This is a genomic window from Maribacter cobaltidurans, from assembly GCF_002269385.1.
Lineage (GTDB): Bacteria > Bacteroidota > Bacteroidia > Flavobacteriales > Flavobacteriaceae > Maribacter > Maribacter cobaltidurans.
The window spans coordinates 2,372,077-2,398,505 of the sequence record NZ_CP022957.1 but is presented as its reverse complement, the minus strand read 5'-3'; the positions used below and the strand labels follow the sequence as shown (position 1 = coordinate 2,398,505).

General features: G+C 38.9%; 15 protein-coding genes. 6 read left to right on the top strand and 9 right to left on the bottom strand.

Translation table 11 applies throughout. The annotated features are described in order from the left end of the window. Positions 1 to 12: 12 nt before the first annotated feature. Both CJ263_RS10445 and CJ263_RS10440 read right to left on the bottom strand, forming a co-directional pair. Positions 13 to 948, bottom strand: a complete 936-nt coding sequence (locus tag CJ263_RS10445; RefSeq protein WP_094997214.1) for a mevalonate kinase family protein — start codon at positions 946 to 948, stop codon at positions 13 to 15. 142 nt (positions 949 to 1,090) lie between these two features. Next, positions 1,091 to 2,179 (bottom strand): diphosphomevalonate/mevalonate 3,5-bisphosphate decarboxylase family protein, encoded by a 1,089-nt coding sequence (locus CJ263_RS10440; RefSeq protein WP_094997213.1) that lies wholly within the window; start codon positions 2,177 to 2,179, stop codon positions 1,091 to 1,093. 66 nt (positions 2,180 to 2,245) lie between these two features. Between CJ263_RS10440 and CJ263_RS10435 the strand changes: the two genes are divergently transcribed. Further along, a complete protein-coding gene (locus CJ263_RS10435; protein ID WP_094997212.1) occupies positions 2,246 to 2,734 on the top strand; it encodes a TspO/MBR family protein in 489 nt (162 codons plus the stop codon). On the opposite strand, the gene CJ263_RS10430 is transcribed toward CJ263_RS10435, so the two are convergent. From CJ263_RS10430 to CJ263_RS10400, 7 genes are all read right to left on the bottom strand, one after another. After that, entirely contained in the window at positions 2,727 to 3,266 is a 540-nt protein-coding gene (locus tag CJ263_RS10430) for a DUF1697 domain-containing protein (RefSeq protein ID WP_094997211.1), read from the bottom strand. The genes CJ263_RS10435 and CJ263_RS10430 overlap by 8 nt on opposite strands. A 6-nt stretch (positions 3,267 to 3,272) precedes the next feature. Then, positions 3,273 to 4,544, bottom strand: a complete 1,272-nt coding sequence (locus CJ263_RS10425) for a BaiN/RdsA family NAD(P)/FAD-dependent oxidoreductase (RefSeq protein WP_094997210.1) — start codon at positions 4,542 to 4,544, stop codon at positions 3,273 to 3,275. Further along, positions 4,544 to 5,287 carry a glycerophosphodiester phosphodiesterase gene (locus CJ263_RS10420; protein WP_094997209.1) on the bottom strand — a complete coding sequence of 248 codons (744 nt, stop codon included), beginning with the start codon at positions 5,285 to 5,287 and terminating at the stop codon, positions 4,544 to 4,546. The genes CJ263_RS10425 and CJ263_RS10420 overlap by 1 nt, the downstream gene beginning before the upstream one ends. A gap of 77 nt (positions 5,288 to 5,364) precedes the next feature. Next, on the bottom strand, positions 5,365 to 7,137 hold the full coding sequence (locus CJ263_RS10415) for an alpha-amylase family glycosyl hydrolase (protein ID WP_094997208.1): 1,773 nt from the start codon (positions 7,135 to 7,137) through the stop codon (positions 5,365 to 5,367). Between the two features lie 49 nt (positions 7,138 to 7,186). Further along, a complete protein-coding gene (locus CJ263_RS10410; protein ID WP_094997207.1) occupies positions 7,187 to 9,490 on the bottom strand; it encodes a glycoside hydrolase family 65 protein in 2,304 nt (767 codons plus the stop codon). Between the two features lie 50 nt (positions 9,491 to 9,540). Continuing rightward, positions 9,541 to 10,191, bottom strand: coding sequence for a beta-phosphoglucomutase (gene pgmB / locus CJ263_RS10405; protein WP_094997206.1), 651 nt, complete (start codon positions 10,189 to 10,191; stop codon positions 9,541 to 9,543). Between the two features lie 14 nt (positions 10,192 to 10,205). After that, positions 10,206 to 11,222 (bottom strand): LacI family DNA-binding transcriptional regulator, encoded by a 1,017-nt coding sequence (locus tag CJ263_RS10400; protein WP_094997205.1) that lies wholly within the window; start codon positions 11,220 to 11,222, stop codon positions 10,206 to 10,208. Positions 11,223 to 11,577: 355 nt separating this feature from the next. Between CJ263_RS10400 and CJ263_RS10395 the strand changes: the two genes are divergently transcribed. From CJ263_RS10395 to CJ263_RS10375, 5 genes are all read left to right on the top strand, one after another. Further along, a complete protein-coding gene (locus CJ263_RS10395; RefSeq protein ID WP_094997204.1) occupies positions 11,578 to 14,712 on the top strand; it encodes a SusC/RagA family TonB-linked outer membrane protein in 3,135 nt (1,044 codons plus the stop codon). Positions 14,713 to 14,732: 20 nt separating this feature from the next. Continuing rightward, complete coding sequence (locus CJ263_RS10390; RefSeq protein WP_094997203.1) at positions 14,733 to 16,364, top strand: RagB/SusD family nutrient uptake outer membrane protein; 1,632 nt, start codon at positions 14,733 to 14,735, stop codon at positions 16,362 to 16,364. A gap of 163 nt (positions 16,365 to 16,527) precedes the next feature. Continuing rightward, positions 16,528 to 19,830, top strand: a complete 3,303-nt coding sequence (locus CJ263_RS10385; protein WP_094997202.1) for a VCBS repeat-containing protein — start codon at positions 16,528 to 16,530, stop codon at positions 19,828 to 19,830. After that, positions 19,823 to 23,176 carry a VCBS repeat-containing protein gene (locus CJ263_RS10380; protein WP_094997201.1) on the top strand — a complete coding sequence of 1,118 codons (3,354 nt, stop codon included), beginning with the start codon at positions 19,823 to 19,825 and terminating at the stop codon, positions 23,174 to 23,176. Before CJ263_RS10385 ends, CJ263_RS10380 begins: the two co-directional genes overlap by 8 nt. Further along, positions 23,166 to 26,423, top strand: coding sequence for a VCBS repeat-containing protein (locus CJ263_RS10375; protein WP_094999211.1), 3,258 nt, complete (start codon positions 23,166 to 23,168; stop codon positions 26,421 to 26,423). The genes CJ263_RS10380 and CJ263_RS10375 overlap by 11 nt, the downstream gene beginning before the upstream one ends. The last annotated feature ends 6 nt before the right edge of the window (positions 26,424 to 26,429 follow it).

Genomic DNA, 26,429 nt, shown 5'->3' with positions numbered 1-26,429 from the left:
TATATGGATATCCTAGAAGTTATAGACCACTTCCAATTTGTAGTCTTTTAAAGCGCTTTTTGCTTTTTCAAAGTCCTCCGTGAATCCTAAGAAGTAACCTCCACCCCCGGACCCACAAAGTTTTAAATAGTAGTCATTGGATTCGATACCTTGCCGCCAAAGATCATGGAATTTGGCAGGAATCATGGGTTTGAAGTTGTCCAATACCACATGAGATAGTTTTTTTAGATTTCCAAAGAGGGATTTAACGTTCCCATTGACAAAGTCTTCAACGCAAGCATCCGTATGTTTTATAAACTGGTTCTTTAGCATTTTACGGAACCCCTCATTTTTCATTTGCTCCATAAATATCTGTACCATTGGTGCTGTTTCCCCAATAGAACCACTATCCAATAAAAATACGGCCCCCTTACCTTCCATATTTTGGGAAGGAATGCTCGTTGATTCAATATTATCCTTGGAATTGATGAGAATAGGAAGGCTTAAATAGCTGTTTAAAGGATCCAAACCGGAAGATTTTCCATGAAAGAACGACTCCATTTTACCAAAAACAGACTTTAGCTTTAACAGCTTGTCACGGGTAAGGTTTTCCAACACCGTTATCTTGTCCGTGGCATATTTATCGTATATGGCAGCAACGAGAGCACCACTGCTACCAACACCATATCCTTGAGGAATGGAACTATCAAAGTACATTCCCGCTGCAATGTCCCTGTCCATAGATTCAAAATCAAAGGAGACCAATTTTGGTTCTTTTAAGATTAATTCCTTTAAATAACCTGAAAAATTTTCTAATGCCTTATTGGATGTTTTTGCCACCTCAGATTGATCATTGGCCTTTAAAGCACCCTTGAAAAAGTTATAAGGAATGGAAAGTCCCTTGGAATCTTTAATGATTCCGTACTCTCCAAAAAGTAGAATCTTAGAATAAAATAGTGGTCCTTTCATTGGTAAATATAAGTCCGTAGGACGTAATAATTATTTAAATATAGCCAACTAGTATGCAAATTTTACGCTTTCTGCTTTAAAAAATGGCTTTTTTCAGGTGAAAATCGTTCTTAAAACGATATAACAGGGTTGAAAGTATACCTTAAACCTTCATTTTTACCGCTCCACCGCCAATCTGATCGCAAATATACTGCCGGTTTTCACAGTATGCAACTAACTCATTTACAATAAATTGATTCACTTTCTCTTTTTCGTTCTGGGGATAAAGCACATGAACATTGGCACCGGCATCCAAGGTAAAGCAAACATGGGATCCGGATTTTTCCCTAAACTTCCAAATTTTATTTATAATTTCCAACGTGTTGGGTTTCATCAAAATAAAGTAAGGGTCACCTGTCATCATAATAGCATGTAAGGTTAGTGCTTCGCTCTCCACAACTTTTATAAACTCTTTTACATTTCCCTCCTTTAATATAGTCTTTAGCCGAGTGAGATTACTATGAGCCTGTTGAAAACGTTGTTCAGAAAATGGATGACCATTTACCAAATCATGACCAACCGTACTACTGACTTGTTTTTGTCCTTTGTCAACCAACAATATGGTATCGTGGTAGTTATTGAAAATAGGATGCATATCAAACGGATACTTAATCCCGTATAAATTGGTGCTTTCTAAAATGTCTTCATGATTCCCCCATGCTACTAATGGCCCCTCCACACTTCTACATGCACTCCCGGAACCCAATCTAGCCAAAAAGGACGCCTTTGACAAAAAAAGGTCCTCTTCCATTGCTGGGAGATGCATCCGTTCAATTTCCATAAGACATAAGGCCATTGCGGCCATACCACTGGCCGATGAGGCTATACCACTGCTATGGGGAAAAGAATTGCTGGTCTCAATGTTAAAATGATAGTGCTTCAAAAACGGCAGGAACGGGTCTATCCTCTTAAAAAAGGTTTCTATTTTCGGGTGGAAACTTGGTTTTGGCTTTCCTTCGAACAATAGGTCAAATGAATATTGACCAGTGGGTTTAGAAAGTTTTTTGAACGTAATCGATGTAGTCGTCGCACAAGCACTTAGGGTAAAGCTTATAGAAGGATTGGCCGGAATCTGACCTTCTTTCTTACCCCAATATTTGACTAAGGCTATATTACTAGGGGCTTTGTAGCCAACCTTTCCTTCATCCTTTAATTCCAAATGTCCGGAAAGGACAAAATCTTTCTCTGTCATTAAAACATCGTTTTCACAAAGATAGTTTTTAGGCCGACCAATAAAAATAAATGATTATTTTAGGGTATGAACACAACCCTATTAAAAAAGAGACTGGTCTATGTTTTTATTAGCATCTCCGTATGCCTAATTATAGGGTTCTTATCAAGTGTAGCTACCCAAAGTTCCGTAAACGACTGGTATTTAACCCTTAACAAACCCAGCTTTAATCCTCCCAATTGGTTGTTCGCTCCTGTATGGTCAACGCTTTATGTACTGATGGGTGTTTCCGCAGGTTGGGTCTGGGCCAAGGGATTTCACCATAAATGGGTTAAAACCGCATTATATCATTTTGGATTTCAATTACTGTTAAATGCCTTATGGAGTATTGTTTTCTTCGGTTTGCAATCCCCTTTTTGGGCTTTGTTGGTCATCATATCCCTTTTGGTCATGATTATACTCACTATCAAATGGTTTAGGTTGGTCAGCAAGGTAGCCGCCGTTCTCTTAATTCCCTATCTGGCCTGGGTATGTTTCGCTTTGGTTCTTAACTTTAAAATTTGGGAGCTCAACTAGCAAGTTCACATAATTTTTTCATGGTCCGGTAGTTGCGCGTTGTAGCTATGAGCCCTAATTTACGCTCTATTAAATTATTGTTCAATTTTGCATTACCATAGCCCTTAATACACTTTAAATAAAGACAGTCCCCGATTAATTCCCATGCTTCATTGGGATAGTGCTCTTCTTTAAAGGAAGAAACCTTTTCCTGATCGGGCGATTGAAATAGGAGTACAAAATATATTTTGTTGGATTCAAGACTCTCAATATCGTCATAGGGATTATTTCTAAGTATATGGTCCAAATCCATTGTTGATTTGATCAAGACCGGAACTTCAAAACCAAAATGTTCCTCAATCAAGGTGCCAATAGATACTTCCATTTCCTTTTTTGAAAATTCTCCCCCTTCAAAAACAACATTACCACTTTGAATATACGTTTTTACATCCGTTAAACCTCCATTGGACAAAACCGTTCGCAGTTCTGCCATGGGTACTTTTTTTTGTCCGCTAACATTGATTCCCCTTAAAAAAGCGATATATTTTCCCATATTAGTTCATTCTTCCATACTGTTTAGAATCCCTTGCGCAGCCAAAAAACCACCTGTCCAGGCATTTTGAAAATTAAATCCTCCCGTAATGGCATCAATATTCAGAATTTCCCCGGCAAAATACATGTCCGGTAATACCTTGCTTTCAAAAGTCTTAAAATTGACTTCCTTAAGGTCCACACCTCCCGCGGTTACAAACTCCTCCTTAAAGGTACTTTTTCCATTTACATAAAATAAGCTACGGGTCAATTGTTCTGTAAGTTGTTGCAATTGGGATTTGCTAGCCTGCGGCCATGTAAGGCTGTCATCTATACCGGATGCCCTGACCAAATTAACCCATAACCTCTTGGGTATATCGAGAACCTTGGTTCTAAGGATGGTCTTCTTTTCCACTTGTTTCACCTTGGCAAACAATTCCATAAGTCCATCCGGATGATTCTCGGGGACCCAGTTAACACTTATCTTGAACTGATACCCATAAGTTTCCAATATCCTGGCGCCCCATGCCGATAGCTTCAGGACAGCAGGGCCGCTCAACCCCCAATGGGTAATAAGCAAGGGACCATCAGAAAACAACACACTTTTTTGGACCGCAGTATTTTGATAGCTCCTTAATGTCTTTTTTTTATCCAAAACAGCGACTTCAGCATACGTACTCAGGCCAGGTATATTCGCAATTCTTTCATCCTTAATATTAAAGGTAAAAAGCGAAGGTACTGGAGGGATTATGCTATGTCCCAACATCTGCAGCATATTCCAGATTTTGGGATTACTTCCCGTTGCAAGCAAAACCTTCTTGGTTTTGAAGGTTTGTTTTGATGTTGTTATTTTCCAAAAATCATTACCTTCCTCTGATGTATGTTCCATTGCCGTGACCGGGGAGAGTAGCTCTATTTTTACCCCAAGTCTTTTTGCTTCCGAAGTAAAACAGTCAATAATGGTCTGGGAAGAATTGGAGGTGGGGAACATTCTCCCATCCTCTTCAATTTTTAATGCGATGCCTCTTTTTTCAAAAAAACCAATGGTATCTCCAGAAGCAAAGCTATGAAAAGGCCCTAGTAATTCCTTCTCCCCTCTAGGGTAATTCGATACCAACTCTTTAGGGTTAAACTCCGCATGAGTAACGTTACATCTTCCTCCTCCTGATACCTTTACCTTGGTAAGTACCTCTTTGCCCCGTTCCAAAATGGTTATTTTTAGGTCTGGTATTGCCTCGGCAACATGTATGGCTGCAAAAAAACCTGCTGCACCACCGCCAACAATGACCACATCCAACATTAACGTATCCTTTCCGGGTAATTGGTTATGATTCCATCAACGCCTATTCGTTTCATAGCGTCAATATCATAATCCTCATTAACGGTCCAAACATAAGTCTTTAGCCCCGCCTCCCTGATTTTATTGGCCGTTTCCAAATCCAAGTTTTTATAATAGGGGTTTATGGCCACCGCATTCAATTCCTTTGCCACAGGAATGGCTTCCACCGGGTTTTCCTCCGTTAGGACCGCAATCTGAACGTTTGGATTAAGCTTTCTCATATCCCTTAACTCGTCCCATTTGAAACTGGAAATAACAAAGTTTTCCGGTGACCATCCATTATTTTCAATATAAGAGTTCATTATATGATTCACCCTATCCGCGGTATTTTCTCCTTTTAATTCAATATTTAAGGCAACCTTATTGTTCATCAATTTAAGTACATCCTGTAACATTGGAATTTTGTGTCCGCCATCCAATTTCAATCTTCCCAACTCCACAATACTATATCCTTCAATCTTTCCAGCACCGTTGGTCAACCTATCTACAGTTTCGTCGTGGAAGACTACAATCTCTCCACTTTTAATTTTAAACACATCGATTTCTATCATATCCACACCCAAATCCATGGCTTTCTGAATGGATGCCAAGGTATTCTCGGTTTCGTGTCCCATGGCACCTCTATGGCCAATTATAATAGGCTTTTTCATAGTGCAAGAAGCTAAGGTTAAAGCAATCAGGAAAATCAAAAATACTTTTTTCATGTGCTACGTATTGTGTTTTTAACGTTCAAATATAAAGAACCATTTAAGTAAAAATCTATGACAAATGCTTACATCGACTACAAAATTTCAAAAACGAATGATTCCAATGGTTCAAGATGTACGTCTATACTACCCTCTTTGTTTATTATGTTCAGTATATTCTTTTTACCATAAAGGGCATCCTTCAATTCATAGGTATCATTCAACAATCCCCATTGATCTATTAGCTCACTAGGTAATTTCAATTCGAAGGAAAATGAATCAATGGCGTCAAAATTAACAACTATGATGAGTTTTTGATTTGTGGACCATCGCACATAAGAAAGAACCCGGTGATTGTAATTTTGTGTATTGCCCTTGTTGAAAAAGTGTATTTCCCTATACTCCCCCATTAGAGCCTCGCTCTGAAGGGAAAAATTTAAAAGCCTTTTATAAAAGTCCCTTAAATCTTTCTCCTGTTCGCTCAATTGGCCGCCATCAAACTGCTTTTCATTTACCCAACGTTGGTGATTGGGCACCCCAACATAATCGAATATCGATGTTCTTGAGGAACTTCCAAATCCGGGATTCTCTGCTGCAGGTTCACCTACTTCCTGACCAAAATAAATCATAAGAGGAGACGTACTTATAGTCGCAGAAACTACCATAGCTGGCTTCCCTATTTCGGCACGCCCCACAAATTCGGGACTCGCGATTCGCTGTTCATCATGGTTCTCCAAAAAATGGAGCATATGGTGCTCTATATCCATAAGACCCTTTTGAACTACTGGAATATGATCAGACCAGCCATACCCTTTCATGATATGCTTGAGTCCATCATAAAAATCCACCTTGTCGTACAAATAGTCCATTTTTCCCTTATGGATAAAGGTCCGGTACAAATTGGGGTTATAGACCTCGGCCATTATAAAAGCATCTTCATTCCGCATTTTGATGTATGAGTTCATAAAACTCCAGAATTCAACAGGAACCATTTCGGCCATATCGTAACGAAATCCGTCCACACCAAAATCAAGCCAGTAAAGGGCTATGTCCTTAAATTTGAGCCAAGAGTCCGGTACTTCCCTATGCTGCCAAAACCTGAAGTGTTCCTTATAATCCTTTTCGCCAAAATCATGTGGCAATAAGTCAAAATCCAAACCCCCATCAGGTTTTACACCATAATTTATACGAACAGTCTCATACCAATCGTTCATGTCCGGCTTTGGATTTCTGGAACCGTTCCCCGTCCATTTAGCGGGTTTTTCATTAAATGTTCCAATAGATTTATTCTTTTCTCCACCCAATGGCCTGTAGCCATTCTTCCATTCCGGTACCTGAAATGCAGAGCCTGGGATATAGTAGAAATTATTGTTTTTTTGATATTCTTGCCGAGTATCATCCTGGGCTCCGAAACTGGAAACCCCATCTGGATTACTAATACCCTGATATGCCCTGGCTACATGATTGGGAACAATATCCATGATTACCTTCATACCATGTTTATGAGTCCTATCTATAAGTTCCTTAAATTCCTGTAACCTATTGGCCGGGTCTAGGGCCAAATCTGGATTCACATTATAATAATCCTTTACGGCATACGGAGAACCGGCACGACCTTTCACCACATTGGGATCATCATTAGAGATTCCATAGGCCGTATAATCCCGAATAACTGCATGGTGCGGAACTCCAGTGTACCATATATGGGAAATTCCCAAGTCCTTAATTTCGGACAAGGCTTTATCGTTAAAATCTACAAATTTTCCTACCCCGTTTTCCTCGATGGTGCCCCAAGATTTATTTGTAGTATTGGTATTACCAAAAAGCCTAGTAAAAACCTGATAGATAACTACTTTTCCTTTCATCATAAAATCTTCATTTTGGCCATCAGCACAAGTTCACTATAGAAAATTTAACCTAAATAATGGTAGTGGTATTCAATGCCAATTTGTATTCTTTACCATTTATTAGGATCACTAGTTCTTCATCTCCCTTCAGTTCAATATGTATTTCGTCCTGTGAAACCTTCACCTTGAGTATCCTATTTCTGAAATTTACTTTAAAGGAATATGACGCCCATTGCTTTGGTATTCTGGGTTCAAAGGACAACATATCGTTAATGACACGCATTCCACCAAAACCTTCCACGATACTCATCCAAGTACCTGCCATGGAAGTAATATGCAGCCCTTCTTCCACCTCTTTATTGTAGTCATCCAAATCCAATCTTGAAGTTCTAAGATAAAAAGTGTACGCCTGCTCCATTCTACCCAACTTGGCCGCCTGGATACTATGTACGCATGGGGACAGCGATGATTCATGGACCGTAAAAGGTTCATAAAAATCAAAGTGGTTTTCTAGCTCCTTCAAGGTGAAATTTTCCTCAAAAAAATAAAAACCTTGAAGTACGTCGGCCTGTTTTATATATGGCGACCGCAAAATTCTATCCCAGCTCCACTTTTGGTTGATGGGCCTTTCCGTTTTATCCAAATCAGCAACCTTGACCAAATCCTTATCCAAAAAGCCATCTTGCTGTAAATAAACTCCATGCTCTTCGGAAAACGGAAAGTAAATATTGTCCGCCACTTTTTTCCAGGATTCACATTCAGAGGGAGTGAGGTTAGTTTTCCCGATAATCCTGTTATAATCCTTCTGGTAGCCCTCTTTTACTTTGGAAAGTTGTTCCAGGGTAAAATGGATACACCACTGGGCCAAATAATTCGTGTACCAATTGTTGTTCACATTGTTCTCGTATTCATTTGGCCCCGTAACTCCTAAAATGACGAACTTATTCCTGTAGCCCGAAAAATTAGCCCTTTGATGCCAAAATCGGGCAATGCCGATAAGAACTTCCAATCCCATTTCCGGGATATAACTATAATCTCCCGTGTATCGATAATAATTATAAATGGCAAAGGCAATCGCTCCGTTCCTATGTATTTCCTCAAAGGTAATTTCCCATTCATTGTGACATTCCTCACCGTTCATTGTAACCATAGGATATAAGGCGGCTCCATTGACAAAGCCAAGTTTCTTTGCATTTTCTATGGCCTTTTCCAAATGGTTGTATCTATATTTCAACAGCTTTCTAGCCACCATTTCATCCTTGGTAGCCATGTAAAAAGGAATACAATATGCCTCTGTATCCCAATATGTACTACCTCCGTATTTCTCTCCCGTAAAACCTTTTGGTCCGATATTCAATCTTGAATCCGTTCCCAGATAGGTCTGATTTAACTGAAAAATATTGAATCTAATTCCCTGTTGGGCCTTTATATCACCTTGGATAACAATATCGCTCATGTCCCAAATTTTGGCCCACGACTCTTTTTGTTTTTCCATCAGCTTAGTAAAGCCAAAATTGGAGGCCTTATCCAATACCTCATTGGCAGCATGAACCAACTCGTTTTCCGGGTGATTTCGTGAAACGGTATACCCTCCAAATTTGGTTAGGGACAACTGTTCTCCTTTCTTCGCCTTTTTCGAAAATTTTAAGGAAACGAAATTATCATGCTGTTCCTCTAGACTACCCGAAATCGATTCTCCGTTATAGTCCAAATTGGCCTGCATAAACGTGCAGGTCCTAAAATTGGTTTTCATGGTATGGGCTTCTATAAAAGCCCTATTGCGGGATGAAGATACCTTAGTAGTGTTCCAGAATTTATCGTCCCAGTTACTATCCTCATTTGTTATGCCGCTATCCAGAAATGGGAAAAAGGATACTTCGGCATCCATATTCTCCACCGTAACTTTAAAGGCAATCGCCCCTACTTCATCCAAATCCAAACTCAAAAATCTTGTGACATCAACATGAACCATGGCATTGTTGGACAATACAGCATCAAAGCTCCTTCTGTAACATCCCTCCTTCATATTCAACTCTCGCTTAAAGGCAGAAACTTTTTTACAAGTGGCCAGATCCAATTCCACTCCATTTATCAAAACCTTTATACCGATCCAATTGGGTGCGTTCAACACTTTGGCAAAGTATTCCGGATAGCCATTTTTCCACCATCCTACACGTGTTTTGTCTGGATAATATACTCCGGCAATATAACTACCTTGAAAAGTATCGCCAGAATAGGTTTCCTCAAAATTTGCCCTTTGCCCCATGGCACCATTCCCAATACTGAAAAGGCTTTCTGAAGACTTTACACGCTTCAAATCAAAACCTTCTTCGATAATGGACCATTCGTCCGCTTTTATATAATCTTGATTCATATTTGTTAAAAAAAACAGCGTTGATTAATTATAGTGGTATGGTAACCTAATTATATAAGTGTATTCAAAAACTCTATAGATATTTCCCTAAAATCCCTAAAATTATAGTTTGCCTCATGTAAGGTTTTGGAATCACCTATTCCAACACTTACCATACCGGCCGTGTTAGCGGCCTGTATACCAGCTACGGCATCCTCAAAGACCACACAATTTATTGGTTCAACACCAAGATTTGAAGAGGCTATTAAAAAAACCTCAGGATCCGGTTTGGCTTTAGTCACATTATTCCCATCCACTATGACATCAAAATAGGATAATAGCCCTACTTTTTCCAAAATAGGTTTGGCATTTTTACTAGCTGAACCAAGGGCTATGGGAAGCTTCCTGTTCTTAAGGAATTCAAGCACTTTTGGAACATCTGGCAAAATTTCCGATGCATTCATTTTTTCTATATAATGCAGATAGTCCTCATTTTTTTCGACCATCCATTGGTCAAATTGTTCTTGTGAGGCATTGATATTTCCTATTTCCAAAAGTATTTCAAGGCAGCGTTTTCTACTCACTCCCTTGAAAAGTTCATTTTGCTTCAAAGTAAATTCAAAACCGAGTTCATTGGCCAATTTTTTCCAGGCCAGGTAATGATACTTGGCCGTATCCACAATAACACCGTCCAAATCAAAAATAAATCCTTTTCTTTCCATTGTGGCAAAAATAACTAATTGATGGTTGAATCCCTTTGAATTAGAGTACCGGAAATTACTTCGGTCCTAAAATTATCATCTACATCGTTTTCAATTCGATCAATCAACAACTTTGCGGCGGTTTCCCCCATCCTTTCACCATGTTGAGCCACTGTAGAAAGTCTTGGAGTTGAATATTTGGACAAAATACCATTGGTAAAACCAATAAAGGAAATATCTTCAGGCACTCTTTTTCCCTGTCTTTGCACGACGTCCATACATTTAATGGCAAAAATTTCATTAACACATAAGACTGCATCAATTGTATTGCTTTCAAAAAAATCCCTAATTAGCTCATCACCCTCACTTTGATATGGTAGCGTTAATATAAGATTTTCGTCAAAAGCTAAGTTTGCATCCCTTATGGCTTTTTCAAAACCCTGGGCCCTATTGGAACTAACATTAAAGTAATTTTCAGTAGTTACCAAAGCAATTTTAGTTTTTCCGGAACCTATCATGACCTTAACGGCCTCATAGGCAATTTCTTGGTCGTTAAGAATAACTTTATCACACAATACATCTTTGGAAACCCTATCGAACAAAACCACAGGGATACCTTGGCCCAAAACCTCCTTAATATGATTATAATCGTTTCTTTCCTGGGTTTCCGCAGATAATGATAGTATAAAGCCATCTACACTCCCATTGGCCAACAACTCCATGTTCAATACTTCCTTTTCAAAGGATTCATCAGAAACACAAATCATCACATTATATCCTTTTTTACCGGCATATTGCTCAATACCCCTAAAAACAGTCGTAAAAAAATGATGAACAATGTCCGGAATGATAACCCCAATATTTTTGGTATTCTTGTTCTTTAGACTTAGGGCAATATTATTGGGTCTGTAATTATAAAGTTTGGCGAATGCCTGTATTTTGTCTTTGGTATCCCTACTTATTTCCTCACTATTCTTCAACGCTTTGGAAACCGTAGAGACAGAAACTTCCAATTCCCTTGCGATTTGTTTTAAAGTGACTCTTTTTTTCAATTGGAAAATAATATAAGGTGGAATAATTGAGGGGAAATTACATAAATTTTAGATTAATAATTATAACCCATTCAATAGAATGTTTTTGGATTCCATTAAATATTTGACAAGAAAAGGTTAAGGAAAAATTAAATCTATATATTTGTATAAAATTGCATTTTCACATTTTAGGTCTATTATTTTTACGAAATGAATATTTTGATACCTTCAAGATTTACAAACCTTTAATTTTTTAAAAGTTATTAACACGAAAACGGTTTCGTAACTATATATTTTCCTCTACACGTGTGTTTTTGACATTTTTACATATTTTTAACTCTTGAAATTAATTAAACTCAACTTAAATTAACAATTTATGAAGATTACGCTACTAAAAAGCCTAGTTGTTCTCGGGACATTTTTGTCTTTCGGGATTGCACAGGCACAAGAGGTTTCCGGTACCGTTTCCGATGCTTCTGGCCCCTTGCCCGGCGCAAGTGTTTTGGAAAAGGGAACAACAAACGGTACACAAACTGATTTTGATGGAAACTACACCCTTTCGGTAGGTGATGACGCCGTTATAGTGGTAAGCTATATAGGTTACAAAACTCAGGAAGTATCTGTAAACGGCAGATCAACTATAAACTTTACTTTGGAAGAAGACGCTGAAGCTTTGGAAGAAGTTGTAATTATTGGTTATGGTACTACCACTGTGAAGGATGCAACAGGATCTGTTTCCGCTGTAACTTCCGAGGATTTTAATGGTGGTAACATTTCGTCACCAGAACAATTAATACAAGGTAAAACTGCCGGTGTTAATATTCAGCAAACCACGGGTGAACCCGGAGCAGGAATTCAAATTAACATTAGGGGGGCCAACTCGGTAAGGGCAAACAACAACCCTCTTTTTGTGGTTGACGGTGTTCCGTTATTTGGAGAAAATACCGAAGCGGTAGGTTCCAACGCAGGTGGAACGGGAAGTGGACAAGTGGGTAACCCATTGAACTTCTTAAACCCAAATGACATTGAAAGCATGAGCATACTTAAAGATGCCTCGGCAACGGCGATTTACGGTTCACGTGGTGCCAATGGTGTTGTCATCATTACAACCAAGAGTGGTAAGGGAGCTTCTAAAGGTTCATGGGAGTTTTCTACCAATCTAAGTGTTGCACAACCGGTAAGGTTGTTCGATTTGTTGGATAGAGATGAGTTTATGGCCGCATTGCCGTTATATCAGGATGGTGATGTTTCAACTAACGATTTTGGATCAAGCACAGATTGGCAAGAGGTAATTTTTAGATCTGCAGCCTCTACCAATAATAACATTTCTTATTCCAATAACTACGGTTCTGGAAATGTGAGAGCTACCTTTGGTTATTCCAAACAATTTGGTACTATTGAGAAATCAGAATTCGAAAGAATCACAGGTAGACTAAACTTAAATCAACGATTTTTAGATGACAAATTGTTGTTTACGCTACAATCTTCGATTTCCAGGGTTAACAAATCCCAACCTCCTTTGAATTCTGGTGCGGGGGTTGAGGGTGATATTTTAGGTGCTGCTTATTCTGCCAACCCAACTTGGCCACTTAGCGCAACCTTTCAACCTCCAGGAAGTGTTTCCAGAAACCCAATTAACCTATTATTGGAGTCTCAGAACATAACCAATACAAATAGATTTTTATTGAACGGTTCGGTAGAATACAAGTTTACTCCTGAAATTTCAGCTAAAGTAAATGCAGGTTATGATAAATCCGAAAGTGAAAATGTATCCGTACAATCCGCAAATATGATTAATTACCCTGGGATTACCGATAATGGTTTTGGTACCTTTTACACTTTGGACAGGGATAATAAAACCTTGGAAACAACCGTAAACTATACTAAGGAGTTTGAAAATTCCAATTTAGATGTCGTTGTAGGTTATGCCTACCAAGATTTTAGGACCCAAGGCCGCAACACAACAGGCAGAGGATTCAGTACTACAGACCTTAATCAAATGGGAGACGACTTGGTAAGTTCAGTTGAAGGTGCCGAAAGTACCATTGATGGTTCATTCCAGCAATTTTACTATGCGACCAACACTACGGATTTAGTCGTAAACCGTTTATTTCCTACTTCAGGAACTGACAATATTCCTTATGCCTTTGATAGGTTAGTGAATGCAGTTACAGCGGATACTTTTGACAATACAGATGAGCTACAATCCTTTTTTGGAAGAATTAACTACAGTTTAAACAGTAAATATCTTTTTACCGCCACAATGCGGGCGGATGGTTCCTCAAGGTTTGGACCAGAAAACCAGTACGGTTATTTCCCATCTGGAGCTTTTGCTTGGCAAATAGGAGAAGAAGATTTTATTGGTGAGAATGTTTCCACTTTAAAATTAAGGCTTAGTGCAGGTCTAACGGGTAACCAAGCCGGATTGGGATATGGTAACTTTGTAGCAAGACAACGTTATGGAGACCTTAGCAGTAATAATGATGCTGTGGTTCAGCAAAATGGATTGGCGATTGTAGCTACGGACAATCCGGAACTTAAATGGGAAAGTACCTTGGATTTTAACGTAGGTTTGGACTTTGGATTTAATAGTGACAGGCTAAATGGTAGCATAGATGTTTATCGTAGAGACACGAAAGATTTGTTGCTAAGGACTCCTCCCGCATTTCCAGCAATAACGCCTTTCCAGTTTGGTAATGTGGATGCTAGTATTATAAATCAAGGTATAGAGTTTGCTATAGGGTATGATTTCATACAACAAGAAGACCTAAATTTCTCGGCCAATTTCAATATTGCCTACAACCAAAATGAAATCCAGGATTTCGCAGGTGCCATCAATACTGGGCCAATTAACGGGCCTGGTTTAACCGGTGCTTTCGCTCAACGTTTTGAAGCTGGCCAGTCCTTATTCTCCTACTACATGGCTATTTTTGAAGGTTTTGACAGTACTGGAAACCCCGTATATACTGATATTGATGGAAACGGTGTTGGCGATCCTGATGTGGATAAAACATTTGTTGGAGAGGATGCATTACCGGATATCACAAGTGGACTTTCCTTAAATCTTAGATATAAAAATTGGGATTTAGCAGCTTATTTTTCAGGACAATTCGGTTTTTCCGTATACAACAACACGGCAAACTCATTCTTTAATGCAGGTCAATTGGGTACAGCAAGGAATGTGACACAAAATGTTCTTGCCTTAGGAGAAGATCCAGGAGCATCCACTGCAGTTTCTACCAGGTTCCTGGAAAAAGGTGATTTCGTGAGATTCCAAAACGCATCCATTGGGTATAAGGTTCCATTATCCGGTGAAGGCGCATTAAAAAGTTTAAGGTTTTCACTAACTGGACAAAACTTGTTCTTAATAACAGATTATAGTGGAATTGACCCAGAAGTGACTGTAAATACCGGTAATTTAAATGCTTCAGAAATTCCAAGTAGGGGTATCGACTTTATGACGTTCCCTAACCCGCGTACATTTACATTCGGAATTAACGCCTCATTTTAATTAAAAAAATTGTTTACATTATGAAAAAAGTTCAATTTAAAATTTATTTAACCAGTTTCCTCTTAGGTCTGGGCTTGGTGTCCTGTACCGATTTGGAAATAGAGGAAACCGATTCCTTCATTTCGGAAGGTTTCCAAGGATTAGAAAACCCAGCTTCTGCACTTGAAGCCTTATATGGAGATATTAGAGGTCAATTAGCCGATCAAGCAAATACATATGCCCTTAACGAGGTTACTACAGATGCCCAGATTATCCCCACTAGAGGTGCGGATTGGGGCGACAACGGACGTTGGAGAAAACTACATCAGCAAGAGTGGGGACTGGAAGATTCAGATGTAATTACACCCTTTGAACAATGGAACAAAAACCAGCTGTCCGCTTCACAAATTTTGGACGAGAGAAGTAATTCTCCAGAGGACGTAAAACTGCAAGCTAGGTTCCTAAGAGCCTATGCCATGTGGCGGATATTAGATCTTTACGGTCAAATTCCATTTAGGGATACCAGTTTACCCTCTACTGCACTTCCAGAAGTTATATCCGGACAAGCAGCTGTCGATTTTATTTTAGCCGACTTAGACGCCTGTATTTCAGGATTACCGGCACTTACAGGAAATTCTGGTGACGAATTAAAAAGACCAGGTAAAGCGGCCGCAAGATTCTTAAAGGCCAAAATCTTATTAAATAAGCATATTTATATAAACCAACTTACGGGAGGAGGAGGGTCTCCTGACGCGGGTGACATGGCGGAAGTTATCTCTTTGGTAGATGCCATCACAGCAGATGGCTATGAATTGGACGAAAATTATTTTGAAATTTTCAAAGCCAGTCCAGACAAAGAAACTATTTGGTTTACGGAATCTAACGTTCAAAATGTGATTTATGCTCCAATGCACTTGAACCAATACGGTTTAGCCGGCGGTGGTGGATGGAACGGATTCAGTACTTTGGCTGAATACTATGATTTGTTTGAAGGAGATCCGGAAAGTAATAGAGTTGAAACAGATCTTACTCCATTAGATGAACAAGAAATTAGACGTGGAGGAGTTCCATCAGAAGGACTTCCTTTTACTGGTAGAGAGTTTACAGAAGATGTGGAAGGTTATGAGTTTGGGTCTAATGTAGGTTTTGGGTTTTTGATAAACCAGCAATATGATTTAGATGGTACCAAATTACAGGACAGACAAGGGGTTGATTTGGCATTTACTAGAGATTTTGTTGATGGTACAGGAGCCACTAACTTGATAAACAACAGTGAAAGAACCGGTATACGTATTATTAAGTATAACCCTCGTTTTGGCGAAACCAGGTTACATAAAGTTCAATTTAGATATGCAGATGCTTATTTAATGAAAGCCGAAGCTATGTTTAGAACAGGTGGTGACCCAACGGAGATGATTAACACCCTACGTGTGTTAAGAGATGCCAATCCCTTAGGTTCGGTGAGCGAAAGTGATATCTTGGATGAAAGAGCAAGGGAATTGTATACGGAGGGGTGGAGAAGAAACGATCTTATCCGTTTTGGTCAATATCTTAGAGCCTGGGAATTTAAAAATGAAGCGGAAATTGGAAACGAGAAAAGATTGTTATTCCCTATTCCACTACCTCAGCTTTTGGCCAATCCAAATTTGGTACAGAATCCAGGTTACGAATAGTAGTTCATTTTTTTAAATATAGAAGAATCCCTTACCTGTTAAGGGATTCTTTTTTTAATAAAAAAACTTAATGAAAGTTTAAAACAGTTAGCACAAGGTTAAAAATTCCTTTCAAAAGCTAATAAATTTATTTCTTTACACTCATTTTCGATTGTTTGCCCTAATGCAAAAACATCTGATATATCTCGGTTTACTTCTACTTTCTATAAGTTGCGGTAAAACTGATGAGGACAAACTTTTTAAAGGGTTGCCGTCCCATACCACTGGTGTCGAATTTTCCAATAAACTTAACACGAGTCCAGAACTGAACATCCTTAATTATCTATATTATTATAATGGAGCAGGCGTAATTACAGCTGACTTTAACAATGATGGGCTTGCAGACCTATATCTGTCCGGAAACCAAGTATCTCCAGTACTATATATAAATCAGGGAAAGATGAAGTTCAATAAACTTTCTTTGGACTTAGATGAAAATATGGGTAATTGGAACACAGGCGTCACTCAGGTAGACATAAATAACGACGGTTTTCTGGATGTTTATATATGCCAAGCCTCAGGATATAGAGCATTGAAAGGAAAGAACAGGCTTTTGGTGAACCAAGGCTTGGACAGGTCCGGAAACCCCTCATTTAAAGACCTGGCATCTGAATACGGTTTGGATTTTGAAGGACTTTCAACCAAAGCGGTATTTTTCGATTATGACCTTGATGGGGATTTGGATATGTACTTATTAAACCATTCGGTCCACCCGAACCTAAATTATGGGAAAGGAAAAAATAGGTCAAAAATTGACCCCATTTCTGGAGACCGACTCTATGAGAATATCGATGGCCATTTTACCGATGTAAGTCAAAAAGCCGGAATATTTCAAGGTAAAAGCGGATATGGCCTGGGGGTTTCCATTTCGGACATTAATCTTGACGGGTATCCCGATGTTTATATCGGCAATGATTTCTTTGAAAACGATTATCTCTACATCAATCAACAAGACGGCACTTTTAAGGAAGTAATATCCCTTGATGGCACAAAGTTGGGTCATACCTCCCACTACTCCATGGGAAATGCCATTGCGGACATCAATAATGATGGATTTCCTGATATTCTTTCTTTGGATATGCTTCCCGAAGATCTGCAGACCTATAAAACCTCAGGGCTGGAATATGGCTATCCCATTTATCAACAATATTTAAAAAATGGTTTTGCCCCACAATTCATGCAAAACACCCTACACCTAAATAATTCAGGTTCCAGCTTTTCGGAAATTGGTTTTTTAAGTGGCATTTCGGCAACAGAGTGGTCTTGGGGACCATTATTGGCGGACTTTGACAATGATGGCCATAAAGACCTTTTTATTACCAACGGAATAAAAGGGGCTACCAATGACATGGATTATATGAACTTCATTGCCAATGAGGACATCCAGCGCAGGATAGATGCCGGCATGAAAAATACAGATATGCCCTTAATCAACGAAATACCAGAGAAAAAGGCATCAAACTATTTTTTTAAAAACAATGGAGACCTAACATTCACGAACAGCACCTCTCATTGGTTTGAAAATGAGCCATCCTTCAGCAACGGTTGCGCTTACGCGGATTTAGATAACGATGGAGATTTAGATATTGTTGTAAACAATTTGGATGATGAGGTAAGTATCCTTGAAAACAATCTTAAAACCAACAACTTTATAAAAATAAAGCTAAAGGGTACTGCAAAAAATAGCTACGGTATAGGATCCAAAGTATATGTCTATTCCAGCGGCAAGGAGCAATATCAAGAGCTATTTCCCTCCAATAACTACCTCTCCTCCGGTTCAAATGACCTAATATTCGGTATTGGCAAGGATTCTATAATAGATTCCTTGGTTATAGTTTGGCCCGATCAGACCGTTAAAAAATTAAACTATTTAAAAGCAAACCAAGAAAAACTGATTGCCTACGAAAAAGGTTTGGACAGTTTAAAATCAGGAAAACGTGTTCCTGTTCATTTTTATCTTAATAATGAAGAACTATCCATAGATTTTCAACATGAGGAGAAACAGACCTTGGATTTTAACAGGGAACCTCTGGTTCCATTTGCCAGTTCTAACGAGGGACCTACAATTTCCGTTGCCGATATAAACGAAGATGGATTGGAGGATTTTTTCATAGGAGGAGCTAAAATGCAGTCTTCCAAACTGTATCTTCAAAATAAAAATGGAACCTTTACAGAAAGTCAAAAGGAATTATTTAAGTCAAAAGCAGTCAACGAAGACGTAGCCAGTGCTTTTTTTGATGCCAATGGTGATGGTTATCAAGATCTTTTGGTTGCCAGTGGCGGAAACGAATTTCTTAACGGTTCACCATTAAAACCAAGGTTATATCTAAATATAAAAGGAAATTTCATCGAAGACGAAACTGCTTTTGCAAATATTGATCTAAATGCTTCAAAAGTAGCTCCATTTGACTATGATAATGACGGAGATTTGGATGTAGTTTTAACTTCTGACCAAGTACCGTCCCAGTATGGCGAAACTCCTCAACAATATTTCCTTTTAAACGACGGAAATGGAAAATTCACCAATGCCATTGAAACTGTTGTACCTGAGCTAAAGAATTTGGGCAATATAAAAGATGTAAAATGGGCGGATATTGACGGAGACGGTTTAGCAGATCTCTTGGTTGCCGGACATTGGATGCCCATTACCATTTTTATACATGATGGTAAAAAATTAAAACGTTTGGAATCACCTGAATTAAATACCACAAATGGCTGGTGGAACACTATAATTCCCATGGATGTGGACAATGATGGAGACCAAGATTTTATAGCGGGGAATTGGGGCACTAATACCAAGTTTAAAGCTTCAAAAGAAAAACCAATAACCCTTTATAATTATGACTTTGATTCCAACGGTCAAAAGGATCCCTTAATAACTTATTATCATGGGAATATAGAAACCCCTTTTTCCTCCAAGGATGAACTTGTTAAGCAAATACCTTCATTAAACAAGACTTTTCTTTCCTATGATTCCTTTGCCAAAGCTAGTATTGAAGATATGTTCGGTAATAGTTTACTTAAAAATGCGGATAAAAAATTTGTGTTTGAGTTAAGAAGCTGTTTGTTCCTAAACGAGGGCAGCGGTAAATTTACCAAACAACCTTTACCGCTTATCGCACAAGCTTCATCTATACAGGATATTGCTTTTAACGACTTTAATAATGATGGGTACAAGGATTTGTTTGTTGTGGGCAACACCTTTGAAATTAGCACCCAATTAGGTCGTTTAGACGCCTTACATGGGTTAATTTTGTACCATTCAAAAAAAATCGAAAATCCTTATATGGGGGCATATGAAATGTTGGAAATTGATGGAGCGGCGAGAGAAATAAAAAAAATTAAACTCAGAACTAAAAAGGCGTTCATTGTAGCGCGCAATAATGACTCGCCCACATTTTTTATTTACAATAATTCGGATGAATAAGTACAACCTTCTCATATTATTATTTTTACTGTTGCTAGGCTTCTCCTGCAAGAAAAAGTCCAGCGAGAAAAATGAATCTGATCAAACGGAAGATACTCTCTTCACTTTAATGTCACCTGATAGTACGGGAGTTAACTTTTATAACAAAATTGAAAACCAAAAGAATTTTAACATCTTTAAATACCGCAATTTTTATAATGGTGGTGGTGTAGCCCTGGGAGACATAAACAACGACGGACTTACCGATATTTATCTAACAGGAAATATGGTATCCAATCGCCTGTATCTGAATAAAGGAAATTTTCAGTTTGAGGATATTTCGGAATCTGCAGGTGTCATGGGCAATAAACCTTGGTCCACCGGTGTTACCATGGCCGATATCAACAATGATGGATTTTTGGATATCTACGTAAGCAATGCCGGAAATATGGAAGGTAACAACCATGACAATGACCTTTTCATAAACAATGGGGACTTGACCTTTACGGAAAGTGCGGCAGAATACAACTTGGCGAAAACAGGTTTTTCAACGCATGCTTCCTTTTTCGACTATGATAAGGACGGTGACCTTGACGCCTATATCCTCAATAATAGCAACATTCCCGTGAGCAGTCTTGGCTATGCGGAACAAAGGGATGTACGTGCCCAGGATTGGGAGGGTGTACCTAAGATCTTTAGGGGTGCAGGTGACATGTTATTGAGAAATGACAATGGTGTGTTTACTGATGTTAGTGAACGAGCAGGAATATACGGAAGCTTAATCGGTTTTGGCTTAGGAGTAATGATTACAGACATAAACCAAGATCTTTACCCTGATATTTATATTTCTAATGATTTCTATGAGAGGGACTACCTCTATATCAACAATCAAGACGGCACCTTCACGGAAGAAATTAAAAATTGGACCAACCACCTAAGTCTTTCCGCAATGGGCATAGACATTGCAGATATCAATAATGATGGGTTGGCCGATATTTTTATTACCGAAATGCTTCCTGAGCCCGACCAAAGGATTAAATCCGTCGTAGAGTTCGAAAACTATGATATTTTCAAACTGAAGCAAAAAAAAGATTTCCATCAACAGTATATCCAGAATACGTTACAGCTAAACAATGGCAACGGTTCCTTTTCAGAGATTGCCTATTATAGTGGAATTGCCGCTACGGACTGGAGCTGGTCCGGTCTTCTGTTCGATATGGACAACGACGGTCTTAAGGATATTTTTATCACAAACGGTATAAACCATGATTTGACCGATTTGGATTTTGTAGACTTTTTTGCCAATGAAATCATCCAAAAAATGGCACTAACGGGGCAAAAGGAATCTATTGATTCCATCATCAATAAAATGCCGGTAACCCCGCTTCCCAATTATGCCTATAAAAACAATGGCGACATAACATTTAAAAAGGCCAATAAGGAATGGGGATTTGAGCTGCCCTCAAAATCAAATGGAGCTGCTTACGGGGATCTGGACAATGATGGGGATTTGGACCTGGTAGTGAACAATGTAAATATGGAAAGTTTTATTTACCGAAATAACTCCGAAAAGGAAAGTGAAAATAATTATATAAAACTAAAGTTCATAGGATTGGATAAAAACAAATTCGCTATAGGTACGGTCGCCAAACTTTATTTTAAGGACCACATCATAGAGCAAACGTTAATACCTTCCCGCGGATTTCAATCCTCGGTAGAATACCCAATGACCATTGGACTGGGAAAAACTTCAGTTATAGATTCTATCCGTATCATTTGGCCGGATGACTACACCCAGAAATTGGAAAATGTACAGGCCAACAAAACCCTTACATTAAACCGAAAAGAAGCCGATTCAAAATACATGTTACCAAAAAAGGCAGATATCGTGCCCTTAATGCAAGAGGTGAACAATCCTTATTTTGTATCCCATGAGGAAAATGAATATAACGACTTCAATAATGAAGGGCTTATCTATAAATCCTTGGCCCAAGAAGGTCCAGCCATGGCCACTGGTGACGTGGATGGTGACGGTAATGAAGACCTTTTCATTGGAGGTGCTCGGGGACAGTCTGCTGCCCTTTACCTTCATCAAGGAAATGGTAAAATAGGACGGCCCATTACATCTTATTTTACAGAAGAAGCAGATCTCGAGGACATTTCCGCGTCTTTTTTTGATGCGGATAACGATGGAGACCTTGACCTAATTGTTGGAAGCGGTGGAAATGAAATAGGGATGCAAAATTCCAACTATGCCCGAATATATCTAAATGATGGTAAGGCCAATTTTTCCCTACTGGACACAAAATTACCCAGTACCAATAAGAATATATCCGTTATTGCCACGAATGATTTCAACGGTGACGGTTACCCTGATATTTTTATTGGCTCCAGAAGTGTGGTAAGTACCTATGGCGTAGACCCAAATCATTTGTTGCTCCAAAACAATGGGGACAATACCTTTACCGACGTTACCGAAAAATCTGCCTATGACTTAAAAAATGCTGGAATGGTCACAGATGCGATTTGGGTAGATATAGATTCTGACGATAAAAAAGACCTGATTACAGTTTCTGATTGGGGAACACCTAAAATATTTAAAAATTCCGGACGTAGACTTAGTCAATGGGATACCAGCCTAGATAGCCTCAGCGGTTGGTGGGGCGCTATTGATGCAAAGGACTTGGACAATGATGGTGATGTAGATTTGATATTGGGAAACGCAGGAAGCAATCTACATTATAAACCAACCCCAGGAAATCCCATGAAGATGTGGGTAAACGATTTTGACAATGATGGCACCATTGAACAAATTGTAACCCAAAGATATGACGAGGGCGATTACCCGCTACATCAAAAAAAGGAGTTAACGACACAGATATTAGCCCTTAAAAAAGAAAACATTAAAGCTTCGGATTATGCAAAAAGAACCATAGACCGATTATTTTCAAAAGGCGTTATGGATAATTCCATCGTCAAAACGGCCTCGACCTCAGAGTCCGTTATTGCCATCAACGACGGGAATGGTGAATTCTCTATAAAAATCTTACCTCCACAAGTCCAATTTTCCTGTATTTGTGGTATAGCATGTGCAGATGTAAATAGGGACGGCAACCTTGATCTTATCATGGCAGGAAACAATTTTGAATTTAAGCCTCAATTTTCAAGATTGGATGCCAATTACGGCAATGTTCTTTTAGGGGATGGAAAACTTGGTTTTGAATGGCAAAACTATGATAAAAGTGGATTGTTCATTAGGAATGAAGTAAAACATCTCAAAATACTTAAGGATAAATCCGGAAATCAATTTATTGTTGCGGCTATAAATAATGCTGCCCCGAAAATCTATAGCCTTCATGAGAATTAAATCCATAGTTTTCTTTACGTTACTGATTGCTATAAGTTGTACCGATAAAAATTCAGGAGAGGTCTTTAAAAAAGCTTCTTCGGAACAGACCGGTATCAAATTTGCCAACACCCTAAAGGAAACGGATGACCTTAATATTCTGGACTATCTCTATTTCTACAACGGTGGAGGTATTGCTATAGGAGACATTAATAATGATGGGTTGCCGGACATTTATTTATCCGCCAATCAACTTGAAAATAAATTGTACCTCAACAAAGGCAATCTAAAATTCGAGGATATTACAGAGAAAGCCGGAGTAGCCGGTAAAAGCTCTTGGAACACGGGCTCAGTAATGGGCGATGTAAACGGTGACGGACTACTGGACATTTATATTTGTGCTGTTGTTGGCCTCAATGGTTTTAACGGACATAATGAGCTTTTCATAAATCAGGGCGACGGTACATTTATTGAAAAATCTGCTGCCTATGGTTTGGATTTTGAATCGTACAGCTCTAACGCCGCTTTTTTGGATTTTGACTTGGATGGCGATTTGGACATGTATCTATTGAATCACGCCGTTCACACCCAGGATACCTTTGGCAATGTAAAACTTAGATATCAACGAAATTACGAAACCGGGGATAAGTTACTCAGGAACGATAACGGGAAGTTTGTGGATGTAAGTGAGGAAGCGGGAATATTTGGAGGCATCAATGGCTACGGACTAGGGGTAGCCGTTTCGGATTTCAATATGGACGGATATCCAGACCTCTACATTGGGAATGACTTTCATGAGGATGACTATTATTACCTAAACAATGGAGATGGGACCTTTACAGAAAGTCTAAGAACAAATTTTGGCCATACTTCTAGATTTTCCATGGGTAGTGATGTCGCGGACATTAACCATGACGGTCGTCCCGATCTGATTTCCTTGGATATGTTACCTGAGGACGAAAAAGTGCTAAAATCTTCCGAAGGGGATGATAATATCCAAGTTCAAAAACTTCGTATCAACGACTATGGTTATCACTACCAATTTACCCGTAACATGCTCTACCTCAACCAACCGGACGGCACATTTATGGAAAGTGCCCTTGCAAGTGGAGTCGCAGCTTCAGATTGGAGTTGGAGCGCCCTATTTGGGGACTATGACCAAGATGGGGAACAAGATCTTTTCATAAGTAACGGAATCCCAAAACGCCCAAATGATTTGGACTACATTAATTTCCTGTCCAATGACAATGTAGAAAAGAAAATAAATAATACGAATCTCATTGATAAAAAAGCATTGGAATTAATGCCATCCGGTAATATTGCCAATAAAGTCTTTCAAGGGACCTCTGGAGCCACTTTCCTAGACCAGTCCACGAAATGGATTCCTCAGGACACCCTTGTTTCCGGAGCAACTGCCTTTGGGGATTTGGATAACGACGGTGACTTGGACATAGTAACCAATAACCTGAACAGTGAAATTACCTTTTACGAAAACCAAACCAACAATAGTTCCAATTACCTAAAGCTAAAACTAACCTATAAGGAAGGTAATCCTTTTGGCATTGGAACAAAAGTAACATCTTACGCAAACGGCAGTATGCAGTTTAGGGAGCTCTACACCGTTCGGGGATTTCAATCTTCTTCTCAACCTATTATTCATTTTGGATTTGACCAATTGACAACAATAGACTCATTAGAAATCATCTGGCCTGACCTATCCTACCAAATACTTAAAAATGTTTCCGTAAATCAAACCTTGGAAGTATCGCCACAAAACACCCAGCCCTATAACAAGACAAATACATCTGCTACCAAAACATTATTCACCGTTGTAGAAGATAATCTAGGTATTGATTTTGCACATATTGAAGATTCTTATACCGATTTCAATCGGCAAAAGCTCATCCCCTACCAAACCTCAGACCGTGGACCAGCAACTAGCATTGGGGATTTGAACAATGATGGTAAGGACGATATTTATTTTGGAAGTTCCAAATTCATTCCTTCCCAGATATTCATCCAACAGGACTCCAGTTTTGTGAAAATGCCCTATCCCAATATTCAACAGGACTCGGTCAAAGAAGACGTGGTTTCTCTAATCTTGAAGCAGGGTAAGGATAGTTCGCCCAATTTATTAATTGGAACAGGAGGTGCCGATTTTTACGGGCAGGCAAAGCCATTGACCAACAGCTACTATACCATTGGACCCAACGAAGGTTCAGCCGCGAGTTCTCAATTTCCTCAACTGTATGGCAACACTTCGGTTATAGTTCCCATTGATATTGATGGAGACGGCGATCTGGACCTATTCATCGGAAGCCAATCCGTTTCCGGAGATTTTGGAAGACCAGCGGATTCATATATACTGGTAAATGATAATGGTGAGTATTTCTTAAAAAACCAAAAAATCTTTGAGTCATTGGGTATGGTTACAGATGCCATTGCAGAGGATTATAACCAAGACGGACAAACCGATTTGATTGTTATAGGTGAATGGATGGCACCAAAATTCCTTAAGAATAACAACGGCAACTTTATTTGGGATGATAATTTGGTATCCAACGATTTGAACGGTCTATGGCAAAGTATACAAAGTTTTGATATGGATGGAGACGGTGATCTTGATTATCTATTGGGCAATTGGGGCACGAATTCCAAATTTTCTGCTTCTAAAAAGCATCCATTGAAAATGTATTATCATGATTTTGATGGGAATGGAAATACGGAGACTATTGTATGTAACTACAATCAAGATGCGTATTATCCAATCGACGGACTTAATGAACTATCCGGTCAACTCGTATTCCTAAGAAAAAAATTCACGTCCTATGCCGCGTTTGCCGGCAAATCCATCGAAGATGTACTTGGTAAAGACACCCTTGATGAATCCACGGTCCTAACCGTAACCAACTTAAAATCAGGTTATCTAAAAAATGAGAATGGGAAATTTGAGTTTGTAGCTTTCCCTTTTGAAATGCAGTTGGCCCCTATTTTGGCGTTTTTAAAATATGACTTTGATGGCGATGGAGATCAAGAAGTATTGGCCGGAGGCAACTATTTTGGTATTAAGCCTTACCATGGCCGGTTTGATTCCTTCCCAGGTGCATTGATCAATTCCTCTGATGATATCATTTTGGGTAACGAGTTAGGGCTGAAATTCATGTTTAAATCCTTAAGACACCTTAATATTCTTCGTTTTCATGACCATCCTTATTTGTTGGCCACATTCAATAATGAAAAGGCCCAACTATATAAGATACTTCCCTAAAGACAA

Bases quoted from the DNA above. Each gene is read 5' to 3' on its own strand.
- pgmB (WP_094997206.1), bottom strand. From the start codon at position 10,191: ATGGAAAGAAAAGGATTTATTTTTGATTTGGACGGTGTTATTGTGGAT.
- CJ263_RS10415 (WP_094997208.1), bottom strand. From the start codon at position 7,137: ATGATGAAAGGAAAAGTAGTTATCTATCAGGTTTTTACTAGGCTTTTT.
- CJ263_RS10430 (WP_094997211.1), bottom strand. From the start codon at position 3,266: ATGGGAAAATATATCGCTTTTTTAAGGGGAATCAATGTTAGCGGACAA.
- CJ263_RS10385 (WP_094997202.1), top strand. From the start codon at position 16,528: ATGCAAAAACATCTGATATATCTCGGTTTACTTCTACTTTCTATAAGT.
- CJ263_RS10390 (WP_094997203.1), top strand. From the start codon at position 14,733: ATGAAAAAAGTTCAATTTAAAATTTATTTAACCAGTTTCCTCTTAGGT.
- CJ263_RS10410 (WP_094997207.1), bottom strand. From the start codon at position 9,490: ATGAATCAAGATTATATAAAAGCGGACGAATGGTCCATTATCGAAGAA.
- CJ263_RS10440 (WP_094997213.1), bottom strand. From the start codon at position 2,179: ATGACAGAGAAAGATTTTGTCCTTTCCGGACATTTGGAATTAAAGGAT.
- CJ263_RS10380 (WP_094997201.1), top strand. From the start codon at position 19,823: ATGAATAAGTACAACCTTCTCATATTATTATTTTTACTGTTGCTAGGC.
- CJ263_RS10375 (WP_094999211.1), top strand. From the start codon at position 23,166: ATGAGAATTAAATCCATAGTTTTCTTTACGTTACTGATTGCTATAAGT.
- CJ263_RS10395 (WP_094997204.1), top strand. From the start codon at position 11,578: ATGAAGATTACGCTACTAAAAAGCCTAGTTGTTCTCGGGACATTTTTG.
- CJ263_RS10420 (WP_094997209.1), bottom strand. From the start codon at position 5,287: ATGAAAAAAGTATTTTTGATTTTCCTGATTGCTTTAACCTTAGCTTCT.
- CJ263_RS10445 (WP_094997214.1), bottom strand. From the start codon at position 948: ATGAAAGGACCACTATTTTATTCTAAGATTCTACTTTTTGGAGAGTAC.
- CJ263_RS10435 (WP_094997212.1), top strand. From the start codon at position 2,246: ATGAACACAACCCTATTAAAAAAGAGACTGGTCTATGTTTTTATTAGC.
- CJ263_RS10425 (WP_094997210.1), bottom strand. From the start codon at position 4,544: ATGTTGGATGTGGTCATTGTTGGCGGTGGTGCAGCAGGTTTTTTTGCA.